The following is a 17,102-nucleotide window of genomic DNA, read 5'->3' on the forward strand; positions in this document are numbered from 1 at the left end:
GGTGGGGGTGGGTGGGGTGATCGTGCCCGTCCCCCGACGTCTCGTGGGCGGCTGCCTGTCGGTGGGGGTGGGTGGGGTGGAGCGTCGCCCTGCTCGTGCCTTGCGCTGGCGGCTGCCTGCCGGTGGGGTGATGTCCCGGGGACTGCGGTGCGCCCCCGACGGCGATGCACCCCGCGGGTGGACAGAAGGCCGACGTCCCACTTGCACGCGTGGTGGGGGTGGGGAACACCCCGCGCCGCCAGGCGCGGGAAGCCCCAGCGGTGGGAAGCCGTGCTCCCGGCGCGGGGGTGCGCCCCGCAGGGGCTACGTCGGGTCCGGGCGGGAGTAGGTGCGGCCCTTCCAGGCCGCCCCGCGGCCGCGGTAGTGCTGGACCGCGGAGTCGACGGTCATGAGGAGGTACAGGGCCGCCGTGCAGGGCAGGGTGAGGGCCAGCCACAGGGGCTGGGCGTAGTAGCGGAGCATCGGCAGGTACGTGAGCGTCATGACGGCCCACGCGGCGGCGCCCGCGGCGCACAGGGCCCAGGCGCCCGCGGCGGCGCCGCCGATCGCCGCGGCCGGGGGGACGAGGTAGATCAGGGCGAGCCCGAGCACCGTGCCGGCCAGTACCGCCGGGTTGTGGCGGAGCTGCGCGTACGCGCTGCGCGCGACCATCCGCCACAGCTCGGCGAGGTGCGGGTAGGGGCGGACACTGTCGACGCGCTCGGCCAGTCCGAGCCAGATCCGCCCACCGGACCGCTTGACCGCGCGGGCGAGCGCGACGTCGTCGATCACGGACTGCCGGATGCTGTCCGGCACCCCGGCCGCGTCGACGGCCGCCGCGCGGATCAGCACGCACCCGCCCGCGGCCGCCGCCGTGCGCGAGCGGTGCCGGTTGATCCAGCGGAAGGGGTAGAGCTGCGCGAAGAAGTACACGAACGCCGGCACGATCAGCCGCTCCCAGCCGGTCTCGACGCGCAGCCGGGCCATCAGCGACACCATGTCGAGGTCCGCGCCGGTGGCCGATGCGGCGAGCGCGCGCAGGCTGTCCGGGCGGTGCGCGATGTCGGCGTCGGTGAGCAGCAGGTACTCCGCGCCGGTGCGCTCGCGGGCGAGAGCGATGCCGTGCCGCACGGCCCACAGCTTGCCGGTCCAACCGGCGGGTGGCTCGCCGGGGGAGGACACGGTGAGCGGCAGTCCGCCGTGCCGGGCGGCGAGCTCGCGGGCGAGGTCCCCGGTGCCGTCGGTGCTGCCGTCGTCGACGAGGAAGACCTCGGCCCTCCCGGGGTACTCCTGCGCCAGCAGCGACGGCAGGCTCGTCCCGAGCACCTCCGCCTCGTCCCGTGCGGGCACCACGACGGCGACCGCGGGCCACCGCTCGGGCTCGGAGGCCGGGCGCGGCAGCCGGACGTCCGTGCGCCAGAAGAAGCCCTGTCCCAGCAGCAGCCACACCCACACGAGCAGGGACAGCCCTGCGATCACTGTCGTCACCGTCACCCGCGCAGTCTGCCGCACCGCGGGTGCCGCCCGGTGGCGCGGTCCCGGCGGCGCCTATTGTGAAGGCGTGAAGATCGCACTCGTGGACTCCGGGATCGGACTGCTGGCCGCCGCCGCGGCCGTACGGAACCTGCGGCCGGACGCCGACCTGGTGCTGTCGTGCGACCCGGCGGGCATGCCCTGGGGGCCGCGGACCGCGCAGGACGTCAGCGACCGCGCGCTGCGCTGCGCGCTGGACGCCGCCGAGCGCGGACCCGACGCGCTGATCGTGGCCTGCAACACCGCGTCCGTGCACGCCCTGGCCGCGGTGCGCGCCGCGCTGGAGCCGGGCCTGCCGGTGGTGGGCACGGTGCCCGCGATCAAGCCTGCCGCCGCGGGGGGCGGAGCCGTCGCCGTCTGGGCCACCCCGGCGACCACGGGCAGCGCCTACCAGCGCGAGCTGATCGCCGAGTTCGGCGGCGCCGCCGAGGTGACGGAGGTGCCCTGCCCGGGCCTCGCCGCCGCCGTGGAGGCGGGCGACGGCGTGGCGGTGGGGGCCGCGGTGGCCGCCGCCGCGGCTCTGACCCCGGTAGGGGTGCGCGCGGTCGTGCTGGGCTGCACGCACTACGAGCTGGTCGCCGACCGCATCGCGGCGGCCGTGCCCGGCGCCGAGCTGTTCGGCTCCGCGGGGGCGGTGGCCGCGCAGGCGCTGCGCCGGATCGCCGCCGTGGGAGGTGTGACCGAGGGCGGTGGGGGCCTGGAAGTGCTGCTCAACGGGGTGAGCGCGCCGCTGCAGGCCGTCGCGGCGGGCTACCCGCAGGGCGCGGCGCTCGCCGTGACCCCCGCCACGGCTTGACGCGTCGGGGCTGCCCGAATCGTGCCGGGTGAGTACGCTTCGAGCATGACGCACGCTCCCCGCTCGGAGTCCGTCGCGCCTCAGGTGTGGACGGGCCGCGCCAGCAACCGCATGCAGTGGGTCCTCGCCGTCGTGGGTGCCGCCTGCCTCGCACTCGGCGTCGAGCTGGCCGTTGACCAGCCGGCCACGACCGATCTCGTACCCCTGGTGATGTCGGTCGTCGGCTGCCTGGCCGCCGGGCTGCTGATCCTCTTCGGCACGGTCGCCTTCACGCATGTGAAGGTGCAGGTCGACCAGGAGTGCGTGGAGGTGCGGTGCGGCCACATCGGGCTGCCGCGCCGCCGTATCCCGCTCGCGGACGTCAGCGGCGCCCGGCTGGCCCCGCTGATCAGCCCGCGCAGCTGGGGCGGCTGGGGCTACCGGTGGCGCCCCGAGAAGGGCACCGCGGTGATCGTCCGGCGCGGCCCCGGCATCGTCATCGACCTCGGCGGCGACCGCCGCTTCACCGTCACGGTGGACGACCCGGAGGGCGCCGTGCAGGCCATCGCCGCATGGCTGCGGCTGCGCCCGCGCCCGGTGGCCAGCTCCTGAACCCCGTCGGCGGTGTCGCCGGCCGCCCTTTGCGGTGGAGGAGGGCACCTTCCCGGGCGGTCACGGCGGCCATGTCACCCGTCCGGCTCAGTCCTCCGGCGGGAGCTTCTCGGGCGCGAGCGGGCGGGCTGTCGCCACGCCCGCGAGGAAGCCGGCACCCGCGGTGACGACGGCGTAGCTCAGCACATGGTCGACGGCCGCGAGCATCGCCAGGCCGGTCAGCGTGGTGGCGGCGGTGAGGACGACGGGGGTGGGACGCGGGGAGCGCCACAGCGCCGCGAGCAGCCACCCGAAGGACACGGCCAGCAGCACCACCCCGGGAATGCCCTGCTCGGCGGCGAGCTGGAGCGGCGCGGACTGCGGTGACCGGGCCGGCAGGCCCTCGGCGAGTGTCACGTCCGGGTACGCGTCCGCCCCCGCGGAGTCCACGGGCGTCGAGTCGGCGAAGCGCTCGGGGCCCACGCCACGCATCGGGTGGCGTTCCGCGAGCGTGACGGCCTCGTGCCACAGGTCCACGCGCTGCTGGGTGAGCTGACCGGTGAGGGACGCCGAAAGGCCCGCCGGCAGCGCGTCCACGGCGGCCGCGCAGGTCGTGCCCACCGCGAGGGCGGCGGCCAGGGCGAGCGCGGCCAGCGCGGGGAGGCGGCGGCGCAGGCGCGCGACGGCCGGCGAGCACAGCACGACCGCCAGCCCCGCCGCGAACCCTGCGGCCGAGCCCAGCGCCAGCGCGGCGGCGGCGGCACCCAGCCCCGCCGCGCGCAGCGCGAGCCGCCGCCGCCTGCCCCGTACGGTCCAGGCGGCGCAGCACGCGGCGCCGGTGGCCAGCACCAGCAGCGCGGCGTCGGCGTTGGGGTAGCCCAGCGGGGGCGCGCCGGGGTGGGCGGTCAGCCGGCCGGCCGGGGCGAGGACCAGGGCCAGGACGGCTGCGGCAGCGGCGGTGGGCGCGAGCGCGGGCAGCAGCGCGCCCAGGATGCGGCCGAGCGCGTAGCCCGCGGAGACGGCGAGGACCGCCAGCAGCGTGCCCTCCGGCCGGGCGGGGCGCCCCGCGGCGGCGACGAGCGCCCATACCGAGGCGCAGCCGAGCACCGCGATCCCGGCCGCGTCGGTGAGACCACCGCCCTGGCGGCGCCCCCCGGTGCGCTCGTCCGGACCCTGCGCACGCCGCGTGTGTGCGGCGCCCGGCGGTTCGCCGGCCGTCGTGTCCATGCCCCCGTTACCCCCCTGACCCACGAGGGCGCGACGGGCTGCCGTCGCGCCCGCGTTCCCCGCGCGGGCGCTCTTTCCGGGGTCACGGTAACGGCTGGGCGGGCCGCGGGGGACACTTGCGCAGCAACCTTGTCGCCCTTGGGAAACGTGGTGCGAATGTGGTGTTCACCCGGCGTCTCGTAGGCTCGGGCCATGGCGACTCCGCAATTCATCCTGGACATCCGTGCCAAGGCGGGCGACACGCTCCTCTTCCTGCCGGGCGTGGTGATGGTGGTGTTCGACGACCGCGGGCGGGTGCTGCTGAACCGGCGGACCGACACCGGCAGATGGGCGCTGCTGAGCGGGATCCCCGACCCCGGTGAACAGCCCGCGGAGGCGGCGGTGCGGGAGGTCGAGGAGGAGACCGGAGTCCTGGCGATCGTGGAGCGGGTGCTGAGCGTCTTCACCAACGAGCCGGTGGTCTACCCCAACGGCGACCGGGCGCAGTACATCGACATCGTGCTGCGCTGCCGCGCGGTCGGCGGGGAGGCGCGGGTCAACGACGACGAGTCGCTGGACGTGCGCTGGTTCGCCGTGGACGAGCTGCCCGAGCTCGGCCCGACCGCCCGCGGCCGGATCGAACTGGCGCTGCGCGACGACCCCACCTGGTTCGCGCCCGCCGCCGTCCCCGGCAGCGCCGACCGCGGCTACCGGGCGCCCTGACCTCGGCCGGGCGGGGCCGCCGCGCCCCGCCCGCCCGGCCGGACCGCCCCCGGCGAACCGCACCCCGCCGCGATGTCACATCGCGCCGCGCGGCGCCCCTCTGACTGGCAGGAGCCGGGAGGGCGCGCCGAGCGCACCGGCTCGTCCGCGTACCGCGCCCGCCGTCCCGTACCGGGACCGCGAGCGGTACGACCACGAGGCCGCGAGCGCGCGCACGCACGCGGCGAGGAGGGAAAAGTGAGTTCAATGCGGGGCAACCCGTGGGCGGTCCTTTCCGTGCTGTCCGTCGGGTTCTTCATGACGCTGCTCGACCTGACCATCGTCAACATCGCCATTCCCGACATGGTGGGCCGGCTGGGCGCCTCTCTCGACCAGATCCTGTGGATCACCAACGCCTACACGCTGGCCCTCGCCGTGCTGCTGATCACCGCGGGCCGGCTGGGCGACCTGAACGGCAAGAAGAACCTCTTCATCGGCGGTGTCGCGCTGTTCACCGTCGCCAGCCTCGCGTGCGGGCTGTCGCAGGACCCGGGCCAGCTGATCACCTTCCGCGCGGTGCAGGGCGTGGGCGCGGCGCTGCTGCTGCCGCAGACGCTGTCGCTCGTCGTGGACGTCTTCCCTGCGGGCAAGCGCGGCGCCGCGCTCGGCGTGTGGGGCGTCGTCGCCGGGGTGTCGGGGGCGGCCGGGCCGACCGTGGGCGGCCTGCTGGTCACCCGGCTGGACTGGCGCTGGATCTTCTTCGTCAACGTCCCGCTCGGCGTGCTGTGCGTCGTCGGCGCCCTCGCGTGGTTCCCGGCGCCGGTGCGCACCGTGCGGCACCGCTTCGACGTCCCCGGCACGCTGCTGTCCACGGTCGCGCTGTTCCTGCTGACCTTCGGCCTGACGGAGGGCCAGCGCTACGACTGGAACGGCTGGATCATGGCGTGCCTGGCCGCCTCCGCGGTGGTCGGGGCGGGCTTCCTGCTGCACCAGCGGGGCCGTCAGGACGGCGAGCCGCTGGTGCCCTTCGGGCTCTTCCGGGACCGCAACTTCACCCTCATGAACGTCGTCGGCGTCGCCATCTCGTTCGGCATCGTCGGCCTGTTCCTGCCGCTCACCGTCTACCTCCAGTCGGTCCTGGGCTACAGCGCGCTCAAGGCGGGCGTGGTGCTGCTGCCGCTGTCGGTCGGGACCTTCGTGACGGCCGGGCCCGCCTCGGTGCTCGCCGACAAGCTGGGCGCCAAGTACATCCTGCTGGCCGGGCTGCTGATGTTCGGCGGCGGCCTGGCGTGGATCGCGCTGGCCGCGGACGCCGGCGGCAGCTGGACCGGCGTCGTGACACCGCTGTTCGTGATGGGCCTGGGCACCGGATGCACCTTCTCGCCCATGGCGGGCGAGGCGATGCGCAACGTGCCGCCGCAGCAGACCGGCGCCGCCTCGGGCGTCAACAACGCGCTCCGGCAGATGGGTTCGGTGCTGGCCGGGGCCGTCGTCGGGGCGGTGCTGCAGGGGCGGTTCGCGGCCGGGCTGAAGGACCAGGCCGCGCGGCACGCGGGCGAGGTGCCGGCCGAGTACCGCACCGCCTTCGTGCACGGCTTCGACGCGGCCGGGCGGCGGCTGGACGTCGCCTCCGGGACGGCGGGGCCGGTGCTGCCGAAGGACGTCCCGGCGGGCACCGCCGCGCGCGTCCGGGAGGCCGCGGGCACGGTCTTCGGGCACGGCTTCGTCGACGCGATGGGGCCGACGCTGCTGGTCTCCGTCGGCGTGCTCGCGGTGGGCGCGCTGAGCTGCCTGTTCGTCAAACCGCACGCGGGCGCGTCCGGCAATCCGCACGGGCTGCCGCTGACGGAGGAGGAGATCGCGGCCGCGCAGGCGGGCACCGCCGCCGCGGGGTGACAGGGCGACGGGGTGACGGGGGTGACGGGTCGGCAGGAGGCGTGGGGGCGGCTCGGCGGTGATGCGGTCGCGCGGTCGTACAAACATTCGTCATATGGCGTCTGGCCAGCGGACTTTGTCAGTGGTCGGCAGTAAAATAGGCAGTGTTCGAGAGGTTCGGCCGACGCCGCAGGAGGTTGCCGATGCCCGCTGCCGTACTGTCCCCGCCGAAGAGCCCGTTGCTGAAGAGTCCGCTGCCGAAGCGGGCGCTGCCCGCCGGCCGTCCGCGTGCGTGGTACATCGCGCACAACCGGCGGTTGAAGTCCATGCGCCTGGTGATCGCCCTGCTCGACTCGGGCGTGTACGAGCCGGCCCAGGCCGGTAACGGGCGGATACGCGACGCCGCCGAGCGGATCGGCGTCCACGAGCCGTCCGACACCACCTGCCGCATGGTCCGCACGCTGCTGGTCTACGGCCGCTGAGCCGCCCTTCCGGCGCGCACGGCCCGCGGTCCCTCCCCGCTCACGACGGGGGAGGGGCCGCGGGCCTCCCGCTCAGACCTTGCGGTAGGCGTACGCGTCCGCCGCCGCGGCAGCCACCGCGTCCAGGTCCGCGCCGGTCGAGGCGGTGACCACCGCGGCGACCGCGCCCTCCAGGAAGGGGGCGTCCACCAGCCGCGTCCCCGCGGGCAGTTCGTCGTCCGCGAGCAGTGCCTTGACGGTGAGCACCGCGCTGCCCAGGTCCGCGAGCACCGCCACCCCCGCGCCCCGGTCCACCGCGCTCGCCGCGGCCGATATCAGGTCCGAGCTGGTGCCGAAACCGCCGTCCGGGGCGCCGCCCGCGGGCGCGACCGGCACCGTGCCGCCCGCCCCGCTCAGCCCGGCGGCGAGGTCGGCGACCGCCTGGGCGGCCTGCGCGCTGTGCGAGACCAGCACTATTCCGACCAGCGGGGTGCTCATGCGTCCTCCCGTGCTGCCTCGGCGAAGGCCTCGACCAGCAGCGCCGAGGACGTCGCGCCCGGGTCCTGGTGGCCGATGCTGCGCTCGCCCAGATAGCTGGCCCGGCCCTTGCGGGCCCGCATCGGCGTCGTCGCCGTCGCTCCCGCCCCGGCCGCTTCCGCCGCCGCTGCGAACGCCTTGGCAGCGCCGTCGCCCGCGTCCAGCGCGCCGCCCAGCGCGTCGAGGGCCGGCAGCAGCGCGTCCAGCATCGTCTTGTCGCCCGGCACCGCGCCGCCCAGCTGCGCGACCCCGTCGACCCCCGCCCGCAGCGCGTCCCGCAGCCGCGTGACCGGCACCGCCGGCTCCTCGCCCAGCTCCTTGCCCGCCCGGCGCAGCAGCGTCCCGTACAGCGGCCCGGAGGCGCCTCCGACGGTGCTGATCAGCGTGCGGCCCACCAGCACCAGAACCCCGCCCGGGGTCTGCGGCGCCTCCTGCTCGACGGCGGTCCGCGCGGCCAGGAAGCCGCGTCGCATGTTCGCGCCGTGGTCGGCGTCGCCGATGGGGGAGTCCAGCTCGGTCAGCCGCGCGGCCTCGCGCTCGACGGCGGCGGTCGCCGCCGCGAGCCAGCGGCGGGCGAAGGCCGCGTCGACCGGTGCCTCGGGATCGGGGGTTGCGTTCATCGGGGTCGCGCGGTCCTTTCGCCGGTGGTGCGGGAGGAGGTGCGGAAGTACGGGCCGGGCGGCGGTGCGCCGGGGCGCGGGCGGGACCGGGGTCAGCAGCCCCAGCGCAGGCCCGGGGTGGCGACCGGGGCGTCGTACAGCCGCAGCAGCTCCTCGTCGGCCCGGCATATCGTCACCGAGGCGCCCGCCATGTCGAGGGACGTCACATAGTTGCCGACCAGGGTGCGGGCGACCGGGACCTTGCGCTCGGACAGCGCGCGCTGCACCTCGGCGTTGAAGCCGTACAGCTCCAGCAGCGGGGTGCCGCCCATCCCGTTGACCAGCAGCAGCACCGGGCCGTCCGGCTGCAGGTCGGACACCACCGCTTCCACGGCGGCGTCCGCGATCTCGCCGGAGGTCATCATGGCGCGCCGCTCCCGGCCCGGCTCGCCGTGGATGCCGACGCCCAGCTCCAGCTCGCCCTCCGGCAGGTCGAAGGTCGGCCCGCCCTTGGCCGGGGTGCTGCACGCGGTGAGCGCCACGCCGAAGGAGCGCGAGGACGCGTTGACCTGCCGGGCGAGCGAGGCGACCCGGTCCAGAGCCGCGCCCTCCTCGGCCGCCGCGCCGGCGATCTTCTCGACGAAGAGCGTCGCGCCCGTGCCGCGCCGCCCCGCGGTGTACGTGCTGTCGGTCACCGCCACGTCGTCGTCCACCAGCACGGTGGCGACCTGCACGCCCTCGTCCTCGGCCAGCTCGGCGGCCATCTGGAAGTTCAGCACGTCACCGGTGTAGTTCTTCACGATGAAGAGCACCCCGGCGCCGCTGTCCACGGCCGCCGCGGCGCGCACCATCTGGTCCGGGACCGGCGAGGTGAAGACCTCGCCCGGGCAGGCCGCGTCCAGCATGCCGCGGCCGACGAAGCCGCCGTGCAGCGGTTCGTGCCCCGACCCGCCGCCGGAGACCAGGCCGACCTTGCCCTCGTAGGGCGCGCCACGCCGTACGATCACCCGCTTCTCCACGTCCACGATCAGCTCGGGATGCGCGGCGGCGACACCCCGCAGCGCATCGGCGACCACGTTCTCGGCGACGTTGATCAGCATCTTCATCGGCTACTCCGTCCGCACGGGCCACGGGATCTCCAGCCTACGGTTCTGCCGCCCGCGGGGCACCATGTACGGCGGGGCCCGCGGGCCCTGCGGTATCCTCCCGGCCCCCTCCCCGGCGGGCCGGGGGCGCGGTTACGGTGGGCCGGTGAAGGAGGCCGCCATGAGCGACGCCGACCCCGGACTCTTCGGGCCCGACTCGGTGACCTGGCAGATGCACGCCGACCCGGTCATGTGGGTGGCGGGCATCCGGGCGCTCTACCTCCAGGCGCTGCACCCGAGGGCGGTGCGGGGCGTCGTGCAGAATTCCGACGTCCGGCACGACTCGTGGGGGCGGCTGCTGCGCACCGCCTCCTTCGTCGGCGAGATCACCTACGGCACCGCGCCCGCCGCCGAGCGCGCCGGCGCCCGTATCCGCGGCATCCACCGCAGGCTCTCGGCGACCGACCCGGACACCGGCGAGCGCTACGGCGTCGACGACCCCGAACTGCTGCTGTGGGTGCACTGCGCCGAGATCGACTCCTACCTCGGCGTCGCCCGCCGCTCCGGCTACCCGCTGACCGCCGCCCAGGCCGACGCGTACGTGGCCGAGCAGCGCGAGTCCGCCCGCCTCGTCGGCCTCGACCCCGCGGGCGTGCCGGGGAGCACCGCCGACCTCGCCGGCTACTTCGACGCCGTACGGCCGCGGCTGGCCGCCACGCCCGAGTCCGGTGACATCGTCCGCTTCCTCGCCGCCCCGCCCGTGCCCTGGCCCCTGCTGCCGCTGCGGCTCGCGGTGTGGCGCGCGGTGTCCGGCACCGCCTACGCCGCACTGCCGCCCTGGGCGCAGGAGCTGTACGGGCGGCCGGGGCCCGCGCCGGCCGCCGCCGACCGGCGGCTGCGCACCGCCGGACGGCTGCTGCGGGCCGTTCCGGCGCGGGTGCGGTGGCAGCTGCCGCCCGGCCACATCCTGCGGGCCGTCGCCCGGCTCGGCCCCGGCACGCGCCCCTCCTCCCGCAGGCTGCCGCTCGCCGCGGGCGCGGGCGGCGGCGGGCCTTGAGCGGATATGCCCTGATGCGAGGTGACGTGTTCGGCGCGGCCCGGCCATACTGAGTGCGGGGAAGCACCGAGGACCACGGGGGCGGGTACGCGATGGCGGCGGGACATCACGGGGACCACCACGGGCAGAGCGGCGGGGCGGAGCAGGCCGCGGTCATCCAGGGGCGCTACCGGCTGCACGAGCTGATCGGGCGCGGCGGCATGGGCGAGGTGTGGCTCGCGCTCGACGAGTCGCTGGGCCGCAAGGTCGCCGTGAAGTGCCTCAAGCCGCTGGGCCAGGCCAGGGACGCCGGATTCACCCGGGTCCTCCAGGAGCGCTTCCGCCGCGAGGCGCGGGTCGCGGCCGCCCTCCAGCACCGCGGGATCACCGTCGTCCACGACTTCGGCGAGCACGACGGCCTGCTCTTCCTGGTGATGGAGCTGCTCGACGGGCGCAACCTGCTCCAGGTCCTCGACGACGCCCAGCGGCACCCGCTGCCCGTCCCCGACGTCATCGACATCGCCGAGCAGGTCGCCGACGCGCTCGCCTACACCCACTCGCAGGGCATCGTCCACCGGGATCTCAAACCGGCCAACATCATGCGGCTCACCGACGGCGGCGTGAAGATCTGCGACTTCGGCATCGCCCGGCTCGGCCACGACATCGGCTTCACCTCCCGCCTCACCGGCACGGGCGTGGCCATGGGCACCCCGCACTACATGTCGCCCGAGCAGATCGGCGCCTCCGGCGAGGTCGACCACCGCAGCGACCTGTACTCGCTGGGCTGCGTGCTGTACGAACTGGCCACCGGGGCACCGCCGTTCGACCTCGGCGACACCTGGGCGATCCTGGTCGGCCACCGGGACACCGCCCCCGACCCGCCGCGCGCCCGGCGCCCGGAACTGCCCGCCGAGCTTGACCGGCTCATCCTCGACCTGCTCGCCAAGGCCCCCGACGACCGCCCGCAGGACGCCGCCGGCGTCTGCGGCCGGCTCAAGGCGCTGCGCGGCGGCGGGCTCCCGCACCCGCCGCCGGCCGTCCCCGGCGGCGCCGTGCCGACCGCCGAACTGCCCGGCTGGGCGCAGTACCTGACCACCGGCACCGCCGCCGTCCCGCTCCGTCCGGTGCCCGCCCCGCACCACGAGCTGACCGGCGCGTGGTCCACCCGCGGGGTGCGCCCGCCCGTGCCCGGCCCGCCGCCGGGCCCTGCCGCCGGCGTGCAGGCGGAGCTGGCAGGGCGGCACGCCGAGGCCATCGACCTGGCGCGGGCCGGCAAGTGGCGGCAGGCACACGACCTGCACGCCGCCGTGGCGGCCGCCCGCGAGAACATGCTGGGCGCCGAGCACCCCGACACCCTCGGCAGCTGCTACGAGACGGCCTACTGCCTCACCGGCCTCGGCCGCACCGAGGAGGCGCTGCGGCTGTACGCGTACGTGGGTGAGGCCCGCGGCCGCGTCCTCGGGCCCGACCACCACGACACGCTCGCCGCGCGGCACGAGGCCGCGTACGCGCTCGGGGTGCTCGGCCGCCACGAGGAGGCGCACCGCGAGTACGCCGACGTGCTCGCCGCCCGGCTGCGCGCCTCGGGACCCGACGACCCCGACACCCTGCAGTGCCGGCACAACCTGGCCTACAACCTCGGGTGCCTCGGCCGTACAGAGGAGGCGTACGCGCTGGCCGCCGAGGTGGCGGAGGCGCGTACCCGGGTGCTCGGCGCGGACCACCCGCAGACGTTGACAACGCTCTTCGAGGTCGGCCACATGCTCGGCAAGGCCCGCCGCTGGCCCGAGGCGCTCGACGTCTACCAGGACGTCGCCGCCGCGCGCGGCCGCGTCCTCGGCCCCGACCATCCCGACACGCTCGCCGCCCGCTACGAGACCGGCATCTGCCTCGGCCGGCTCGGCCGCAGCGCGGAGGCCCGCGCCCTCTACGAATCCCTCGTCGAGGCCAGGACGAGGACCGCGGGCTCCACCGACCCCGAGACGCTGCGCGCCCGGCACGCGCTCGGCGTCAACCTCGGCCGGCTCGGCGACTGGGAGCGCGCGCTCGTCGAGGCCCGCGACGTCGCCGCCGTCCGCGCCCGCGTCCTGGGGCCGTTCCACCCCGACACGCTGGTCAGCAAGCGGGAGATCGCCGTCGCCCTGGGCTGGCTCGGCCGCTGGTCCAGCGCGCTCGCCGTCTACCACGAGGTGGCCGACGCCCGCGAGCAGGTGCTCGGCGCCGACCACCCCGACACCCTCGCCAGCCGCAGCGACGAGGCGCAGTGCCTGCGCCGCCTCGGCCGCACCGCGGAGGCCCAGGCCCTCGACGAGCGCGTCGCCGCCCGCCGCGACGCGCCTTCGCCGCCCCCGCTGCCTTCCGGCGGTTGAGCCCGCCGCGAACGGGGGCGGCGCGGGCGGCGGGCCGGCAATAGGGTCCGGGAGCATGAACGCCATGCGCACCTTCCGCTCCGGCGGCGTCCGGCTGGCCTACGAGCAGGACGGCCCCGCCGGCGGGGCCCCGCTGCTGCTCCTGCACGCCCTCGGCGAGAACCGCGGCTCCTGGGTGCGGGTCGTCCCCGCGCTCGCCGCGGACGGCTGGCGCACCACCGCGCTCGACCTGCGCGGCCACGGTGACAGCGACCACGCCGACGACTACGCCTACGAGGCGATGCGGGACGACGTGTTCGCGCTGCTGGACGAGCTGGGGCTCGACGGGGTCACCGTCGTCGCGCACTCCGTCGGCACGGTGGTGGCCTCGCTGGTCGCCATGGACCGGCCCGCCGCCGTCCGCCGCATGGTCCTGGAGGACGGCCCGCTGCCCTTCCCCGCCGACCCGCCCCGTCCGGTTCCCGCGGGGCCGGGGCCGGGCGCCGAACCCACCGGCTACGACTGGCGGGTCGTCGCCGCGGTCGCCCGCCAGCGCAACGCGCCTCCGGCGCGGCATCGGGAGGGGCTCGCGGAGATCACCGCGCCGACGCTGATCCTCGGGGGCGGGCCGAGCAGCCACATCCCGCAGGACCAGCTCGCGGACGTCGCCGCCCGCATCCCCGGCGCCCGCTTCACCACGATCCCCGCGGGCCACATGATCCACGACGACCGCCTCCCGGACTTCCTCGCGGCCACCCGCGCATTCCTCTCCGAGGGGTGAGCCGGGTACGTCCCGGGCCGCCCCTTGCGGTGGACGCCGCGACCTTCTGCCAGTGGTGGGCTGGTCGCGCGGTTCTCCCCCAGGCTTCGCCCGGGAGGCCCCCACGCGCCCCCGATTGCTTGCCCTCTGCCCGCAGGGTGGGCGTTTTTCAGGGGCGCGGGAACTGCGCGCGCAACCATCCACCGGGGGAAGGTCGCGGCGTCCACCGCGAGAGACACCCCGGAGCGTCCGGGACGCGGGCCCTACGGGGTCCAGGGGGCGGAGAAGGCCCGCGCGGGGTTGCCGGCGAAGACGGATTCCGCCGCGGCGGGGCCCAGCTCGCGGACCAGGCGGGGGCGCAGGGTGCGGAGGAGGTAGGCCGCGCCGGGGCCCGCGCCCGGCGCGGTCGTGTCGGCGCCGAGCAGCAGCTGGGAAGCGTGGCCCGCCGTGGCGAGGGCCACGAGCGACTCGACCAGCCACGGATCGGTCGCGCTGTGCGCCCGGCTCGGCCCGTCGAAGGCCAGGTACGCCCCCGCGGCGGCGAGCTCGCGGTGCACCCCGGGGTCGGGGAAACGGTTGAGGTGCCCCAGCAGCAGGCTGCCCGCGGGCACCCCGAGCTCGCCGTGGAGCAGCCCGAGGACGTCCACCGCCGCGGTGCCCATCTCGTGGTGGATGCCGATGGGCGCCCCCGTGGCGTGATGGGCCTGCGCGGCCGCGGCCATGACCCAGCGGGTGTGGTCGTCGAGGGCGTGGAACATCCCGGCGACCTTGATCATCCCGGCCCGCGGGCCGGTCCGCGCTCCGTCCGGGTCGTCGCCCGTGACCGTGCCCTCGGTGAGCTCGGCGACGAAGAGCTCGGCGAGCGCGTCACCGCGGCGCAGCTCCCGCAGCAGCTCGGGGTCGTAGTGCACCTCCTGGTGGAGGCCGGTCGCGGCGATCACGTGCACCCCCGTGGCACGTGAGACCGCGGTCAGCCGCTCCGACCGCCGCCCCATCGCGAAGGGCGTCCACTGGGCCAGGGCCCGGCCGCCGAGCCCGTGGAAGGCGCGCAGCGTGCCGAGCGCGGCCCCCTCGTCGTCGAGGGCGGCGGCGGACAGCGCGGGGCTGCGCAGGAAGAGGTGGTCGTGCGCATCGACGACGCCGAGAGCTGCGGGCCCGATGTCGCCGAGCACCGTGCGGACGGTGCGGGGGCCGGTCACGGCGCCTCCGTCCCCTCGGTCTCGCGCAGCACCGCAGCGGCGACGCGCAGGCCCGCGAGGGCCTTGGGCACCCCGACGTAGGGAGCCAGATGGACCATCACCTCGATGATCTCCCGCGGTTCGACGCCGATCCGCAGGCTGTTGCGGACGTGGTCGTCCAGCTGCGGCTCGACCCCGCCGAGTGCGGTGAGCGCGGCCGTCGTGGCGATCTGCCGGTCGCGCAGCTCCAGGCCGTCGCGCTGGTACGTCCCGCCGAACAGGCTGGTGACGATCCAGTCGGCGAAGCCGGGCGCGAGCGCGTCCAGACCGGTCAGGGTGCCCTCGACCGTCCCGGGCCCGGCCAGCTCGGTGAGCAGCCGGTAGCCGGCCTCGCGGTCGATCACGGCCTTGCGTATCACCACATCCTCCCCGCGGGCAGCTTGTCGAGTTCCGGGCGCGACAGGTGCAGCACTTGGTAGCGCTCCTCGCCGGGTGTTCGGGGCACGGTGTCCTCCCAGAGGGTGAAGTGGAGCATTTCCCAGTGACGCGGGTCGACGACGAGTGCGGTGGAGTGCACGCCGGGCCGGGCCGCGGTGCGCGCCAGGTCCTCCAGGCCGCGCTCGACCGCCTCGGCCGGGGCCGTACCGGGCGGGACGGGGTACGCGCGGCGGGCGGCGGCACGCGGCACGGCGTCGTAGGCGGAACCGCGGGCGAAGCCGAGCCCGGTCCAGTGCTCGACGGCCGGGCGCCCGAAGTCGGCGCACAGGCCCTGGAACCCGGCTCCCCACAGGAAGCTGTTCATGCCCTCGGGGGTGTTCCACAGGTAGAAGGGCGCGTACTGGTTGACGGGCGAGCCGTCGATGCCCCGCTCCCGTATCAGATAGGCCTTCTGGCCGAGCCCGGGGAAGTCGTCGAGCAGATGGCCCTTCGTGGCGACCCGGTGGCGGATGATCCGCATGTCGTAGTCGGCGGGCAGGGTGATCCGGTAGTTCATGGCGTGCACGGGCACGTTCTCCTGGAGTCTCGGCCGGCAGCGGACGTACGGCCGCGGGGTTCAGGCACCGGGCGCGGCCTGGGCCGCGAGGAGGGCGACCGCCCCGCGGACGGCGGCGTCGAAGGGCTCCTGCGAGTCGGCGGCGCGGGCCAGCACGTAGCCGCCCTGGACGACGGCGACGATCGCCGCCGCGGTGTCGTGCGGGTCGAGGCCGGGCCGCAGTTCGCCCGCCGCGACGCCCTCGGCGATGACGCCGGCGAGGTGGCCGGTCAGCCATGCGAAGGTCTCCTCCACCGGCGCGCGCAGCTCGGGGCTCGCGATCACGTCGGGGTCCATCGCCATCCGCCCGACGCGGCAGCCGCGCATCGCGTCGCGCTCGCGGACGAGGTAGGCGGTGGCCCGCTCCAGCGCGGTGCCGCCGCGGGCGATCTGCTCCTCGGCCTGCGCCCGCAGCTGCGCGGCGCTGCGGCGCATCGCGGTGACGGCGAGGTCGGGCTTGCCGCGGAAGTGGTGGTACATGCTGCCCTGCCCGGCGCCCGCCCGCTCCTGGATGGCCTTGGGGCTGGTGCCGATGTAGCCGCGCTCCCACAGCAGCGCCTGCGCGCTCTCGATGAGTCGTTCCGACGTCTCCATGACTGCAGTGTACATACTAGTAGGTACAGAAAACCAGTCGGAAAAGCCGGAAGGCCGGGGCGGCCCCTCCCCCGTAGGGGGCCGCCCCGGCCCCGGTGGTGCGGGCCGGACGGGTCAGACGTGCAGCCCGGCGGTCGCCAGGCCGGCCTCGTCCGCGCCCGGCGCGCCCTGGAGGACGACGCCGCCCTCACCGGGGTGCACGCTCACGCCGCCCTTGCCGGGCTGCGTGGTGACGCCGCCGGCGCCGGGCAGGCCCTTCGGCGGCGCCGGGCACGCGCCGTCCTTGCCGATGTGCACCGAACCCGCGGGTGCGGGCTTGCCGTTGACGTAGACCGTCACCTTGCCGTTGACGATCTTCACCTCGATCTTGTCCCCGGTGCCGTTGCCAGGCTTGCCCGGCGTCCCAGGGTTCCCAGGCTTCCCAGGCTTCCCGGGCAGCGGCGGCAGCGGGACCGGGCCGCCCTTGCCGCCCGGCTTGCCGATCCGGACGATGCAGACGACCTGCCTGCCGCCCTTGGCCCCGCCCTTCCCGGCGCTCTTGCTCCCGCCCCCGGCGGCCTGCTTGGCGGGCTGCGCGTGGGCCGCGTGCGCGGCCGACGGTGTCGCGGCGCCGCTGACCGGCGCCGCCGCGACGCTCGCCAGGCCCAGCCCCGCCACGAGGGCGAAGCCCGCGGCAATTTTCTTGTCGATCATCGTGTGCTGTCTCCCGTTCGAGATCGCCGGACCGGCCGGTCCGGCGATCAACAGGCTCGTCCGCGGCGGCTGAAGCCGACCTGAAGGCCCGGCAGATGATCTTCATGTTCGCCTTAG

At 75.9% G+C, this 17,102-nt stretch carries 18 protein-coding genes; 8 read left to right on the top strand and 10 right to left on the bottom strand.

What is annotated here, in order from left to right:
- Window positions 1–303: 303 nt before the first annotated feature.
- Window positions 304–1,491: a glycosyltransferase gene (locus tag IH54_RS0131375; RefSeq protein WP_052398081.1), complete on the bottom strand. Its 1,188-nt coding sequence runs from the start codon at window positions 1,489–1,491 to the stop codon at window positions 304–306.
- Between the two features lie 49 nt (window positions 1,492–1,540).
- Between IH54_RS0131375 and IH54_RS0131380 the strand changes: the two genes are divergently transcribed.
- Together IH54_RS0131380 and IH54_RS0131385 are read left to right on the top strand one after the other, a co-directional pair.
- Window positions 1,541–2,308 (top strand): glutamate racemase, encoded by a 768-nt coding sequence (locus tag IH54_RS0131380; RefSeq protein WP_031523408.1) that lies wholly within the window; start codon window positions 1,541–1,543, stop codon window positions 2,306–2,308.
- Between the two features lie 45 nt (window positions 2,309–2,353).
- A complete protein-coding gene (locus IH54_RS0131385; RefSeq protein ID WP_031523410.1) occupies window positions 2,354–2,899 on the top strand; it encodes a hypothetical protein in 546 nt (181 codons plus the stop codon).
- A gap of 87 nt (window positions 2,900–2,986) precedes the next feature.
- On the opposite strand, the gene IH54_RS0131390 is transcribed toward IH54_RS0131385, so the two are convergent.
- A complete protein-coding gene (locus tag IH54_RS0131390; RefSeq protein WP_078862669.1) occupies window positions 2,987–4,105 on the bottom strand; it encodes an O-antigen ligase family protein in 1,119 nt (372 codons plus the stop codon).
- A gap of 192 nt (window positions 4,106–4,297) precedes the next feature.
- Between IH54_RS0131390 and IH54_RS0131395 the strand changes: the two genes are divergently transcribed.
- The 3 genes from IH54_RS0131395 to IH54_RS0131405 all read left to right on the top strand — a co-directional run bounded on the left by IH54_RS0131395 (window position 4,298) and on the right by IH54_RS0131405 (window position 7,143).
- Window positions 4,298–4,807: an NUDIX hydrolase gene (locus tag IH54_RS0131395; RefSeq protein ID WP_031523414.1), complete on the top strand. Its 510-nt coding sequence runs from the start codon at window positions 4,298–4,300 to the stop codon at window positions 4,805–4,807.
- Between the two features lie 246 nt (window positions 4,808–5,053).
- Complete coding sequence (locus IH54_RS0131400; RefSeq protein ID WP_052398082.1) at window positions 5,054–6,682, top strand: DHA2 family efflux MFS transporter permease subunit; 1,629 nt, start codon at window positions 5,054–5,056, stop codon at window positions 6,680–6,682.
- Between the two features lie 182 nt (window positions 6,683–6,864).
- Window positions 6,865–7,143, top strand: coding sequence for a hypothetical protein (locus tag IH54_RS0131405; RefSeq protein ID WP_043182813.1), 279 nt, complete (start codon window positions 6,865–6,867; stop codon window positions 7,141–7,143).
- A gap of 72 nt (window positions 7,144–7,215) precedes the next feature.
- On the opposite strand, the gene IH54_RS0131410 is transcribed toward IH54_RS0131405, so the two are convergent.
- The 3 genes from IH54_RS0131410 to dhaK form a co-directional block, all read right to left on the bottom strand.
- Window positions 7,216–7,620, bottom strand: coding sequence for a PTS-dependent dihydroxyacetone kinase phosphotransferase subunit DhaM (locus tag IH54_RS0131410; RefSeq protein ID WP_031523420.1), 405 nt, complete (start codon window positions 7,618–7,620; stop codon window positions 7,216–7,218).
- A complete protein-coding gene (dhaL, locus tag IH54_RS0131415) occupies window positions 7,617–8,279 on the bottom strand; it encodes a dihydroxyacetone kinase subunit DhaL (RefSeq protein WP_031523423.1) in 663 nt (220 codons plus the stop codon). The genes IH54_RS0131410 and dhaL overlap by 4 nt, the downstream gene beginning before the upstream one ends.
- Window positions 8,280–8,371: 92 nt before the next feature.
- Complete coding sequence (dhaK, locus tag IH54_RS0131420; protein ID WP_031523425.1) at window positions 8,372–9,364, bottom strand: dihydroxyacetone kinase subunit DhaK; 993 nt, start codon at window positions 9,362–9,364, stop codon at window positions 8,372–8,374.
- A gap of 160 nt (window positions 9,365–9,524) precedes the next feature.
- Between dhaK and IH54_RS0131425 the strand changes: the two genes are divergently transcribed.
- The 3 genes from IH54_RS0131425 to IH54_RS0131435 all read left to right on the top strand — a co-directional run bounded on the left by IH54_RS0131425 (window position 9,525) and on the right by IH54_RS0131435 (window position 13,508).
- Window positions 9,525–10,400, top strand: coding sequence for an oxygenase MpaB family protein (locus IH54_RS0131425; RefSeq protein ID WP_031523427.1), 876 nt, complete (start codon window positions 9,525–9,527; stop codon window positions 10,398–10,400).
- Window positions 10,401–10,492: 92 nt separating this feature from the next.
- Entirely contained in the window at window positions 10,493–12,748 is a 2,256-nt protein-coding gene (locus tag IH54_RS0131430) for a serine/threonine-protein kinase (RefSeq protein WP_052398083.1), read from the top strand.
- 55 nt (window positions 12,749–12,803) lie between these two features.
- Window positions 12,804–13,508: an alpha/beta fold hydrolase gene (locus tag IH54_RS0131435; protein ID WP_043182815.1), complete on the top strand. Its 705-nt coding sequence runs from the start codon at window positions 12,804–12,806 to the stop codon at window positions 13,506–13,508.
- A gap of 242 nt (window positions 13,509–13,750) precedes the next feature.
- On the opposite strand, the gene IH54_RS0131440 is transcribed toward IH54_RS0131435, so the two are convergent.
- The 5 genes from IH54_RS0131440 to IH54_RS45845 form a co-directional block, all read right to left on the bottom strand.
- Entirely contained in the window at window positions 13,751–14,686 is a 936-nt protein-coding gene (locus IH54_RS0131440; RefSeq protein ID WP_031523434.1) for a phosphotriesterase family protein, read from the bottom strand.
- Entirely contained in the window at window positions 14,683–15,084 is a 402-nt protein-coding gene (locus IH54_RS0131445; RefSeq protein ID WP_234344094.1) for a carboxymuconolactone decarboxylase family protein, read from the bottom strand. The genes IH54_RS0131440 and IH54_RS0131445 overlap by 4 nt, the downstream gene beginning before the upstream one ends.
- A complete protein-coding gene (locus IH54_RS0131450) occupies window positions 15,081–15,668 on the bottom strand; it encodes a DUF4865 family protein (protein ID WP_031523438.1) in 588 nt (195 codons plus the stop codon). Before IH54_RS0131450 ends, IH54_RS0131445 begins: the two co-directional genes overlap by 4 nt.
- 51 nt (window positions 15,669–15,719) lie before the next feature.
- Window positions 15,720–16,292, bottom strand: a complete 573-nt coding sequence (locus IH54_RS0131455) for a TetR/AcrR family transcriptional regulator (protein WP_031523441.1) — start codon at window positions 16,290–16,292, stop codon at window positions 15,720–15,722.
- A gap of 114 nt (window positions 16,293–16,406) precedes the next feature.
- Window positions 16,407–16,985, bottom strand: coding sequence for a hypothetical protein (locus IH54_RS45845; protein WP_031523443.1), 579 nt, complete (start codon window positions 16,983–16,985; stop codon window positions 16,407–16,409).
- Window positions 16,986–17,102: the final 117 nt, after the last annotated feature.

Origin of the sequence: Streptomyces sp. NRRL F-5123, assembly GCF_000721495.1 — a bacterium.
Lineage (GTDB): Bacteria > Actinomycetota > Actinomycetes > Streptomycetales > Streptomycetaceae > Actinacidiphila.

Bases quoted from the DNA above. Each gene is read 5' to 3' on its own strand.
- IH54_RS0131435 (WP_043182815.1), top strand. From the start codon at position 12,804: ATGAACGCCATGCGCACCTTCCGCTCCGGCGGCGTCCGGCTGGCCTAC.
- IH54_RS0131425 (WP_031523427.1), top strand. From the start codon at position 9,525: ATGAGCGACGCCGACCCCGGACTCTTCGGGCCCGACTCGGTGACCTGG.
- IH54_RS0131395 (WP_031523414.1), top strand. From the start codon at position 4,298: ATGGCGACTCCGCAATTCATCCTGGACATCCGTGCCAAGGCGGGCGAC.
- dhaK (WP_031523425.1), bottom strand. From the start codon at position 9,364: ATGAAGATGCTGATCAACGTCGCCGAGAACGTGGTCGCCGATGCGCTG.
- IH54_RS0131405 (WP_043182813.1), top strand. From the start codon at position 6,865: ATGCCCGCTGCCGTACTGTCCCCGCCGAAGAGCCCGTTGCTGAAGAGT.
- IH54_RS0131455 (WP_031523441.1), bottom strand. From the start codon at position 16,292: ATGGAGACGTCGGAACGACTCATCGAGAGCGCGCAGGCGCTGCTGTGG.
- IH54_RS0131430 (WP_052398083.1), top strand. From the start codon at position 10,493: ATGGCGGCGGGACATCACGGGGACCACCACGGGCAGAGCGGCGGGGCG.
- IH54_RS0131410 (WP_031523420.1), bottom strand. From the start codon at position 7,620: ATGAGCACCCCGCTGGTCGGAATAGTGCTGGTCTCGCACAGCGCGCAG.
- IH54_RS0131390 (WP_078862669.1), bottom strand. From the start codon at position 4,105: ATGGACACGACGGCCGGCGAACCGCCGGGCGCCGCACACACGCGGCGT.
- IH54_RS0131385 (WP_031523410.1), top strand. From the start codon at position 2,354: ATGACGCACGCTCCCCGCTCGGAGTCCGTCGCGCCTCAGGTGTGGACG.
- dhaL (WP_031523423.1), bottom strand. From the start codon at position 8,279: ATGAACGCAACCCCCGATCCCGAGGCACCGGTCGACGCGGCCTTCGCC.
- IH54_RS0131400 (WP_052398082.1), top strand. From the start codon at position 5,054: ATGCGGGGCAACCCGTGGGCGGTCCTTTCCGTGCTGTCCGTCGGGTTC.
- IH54_RS45845 (WP_031523443.1), bottom strand. From the start codon at position 16,985: ATGATCGACAAGAAAATTGCCGCGGGCTTCGCCCTCGTGGCGGGGCTG.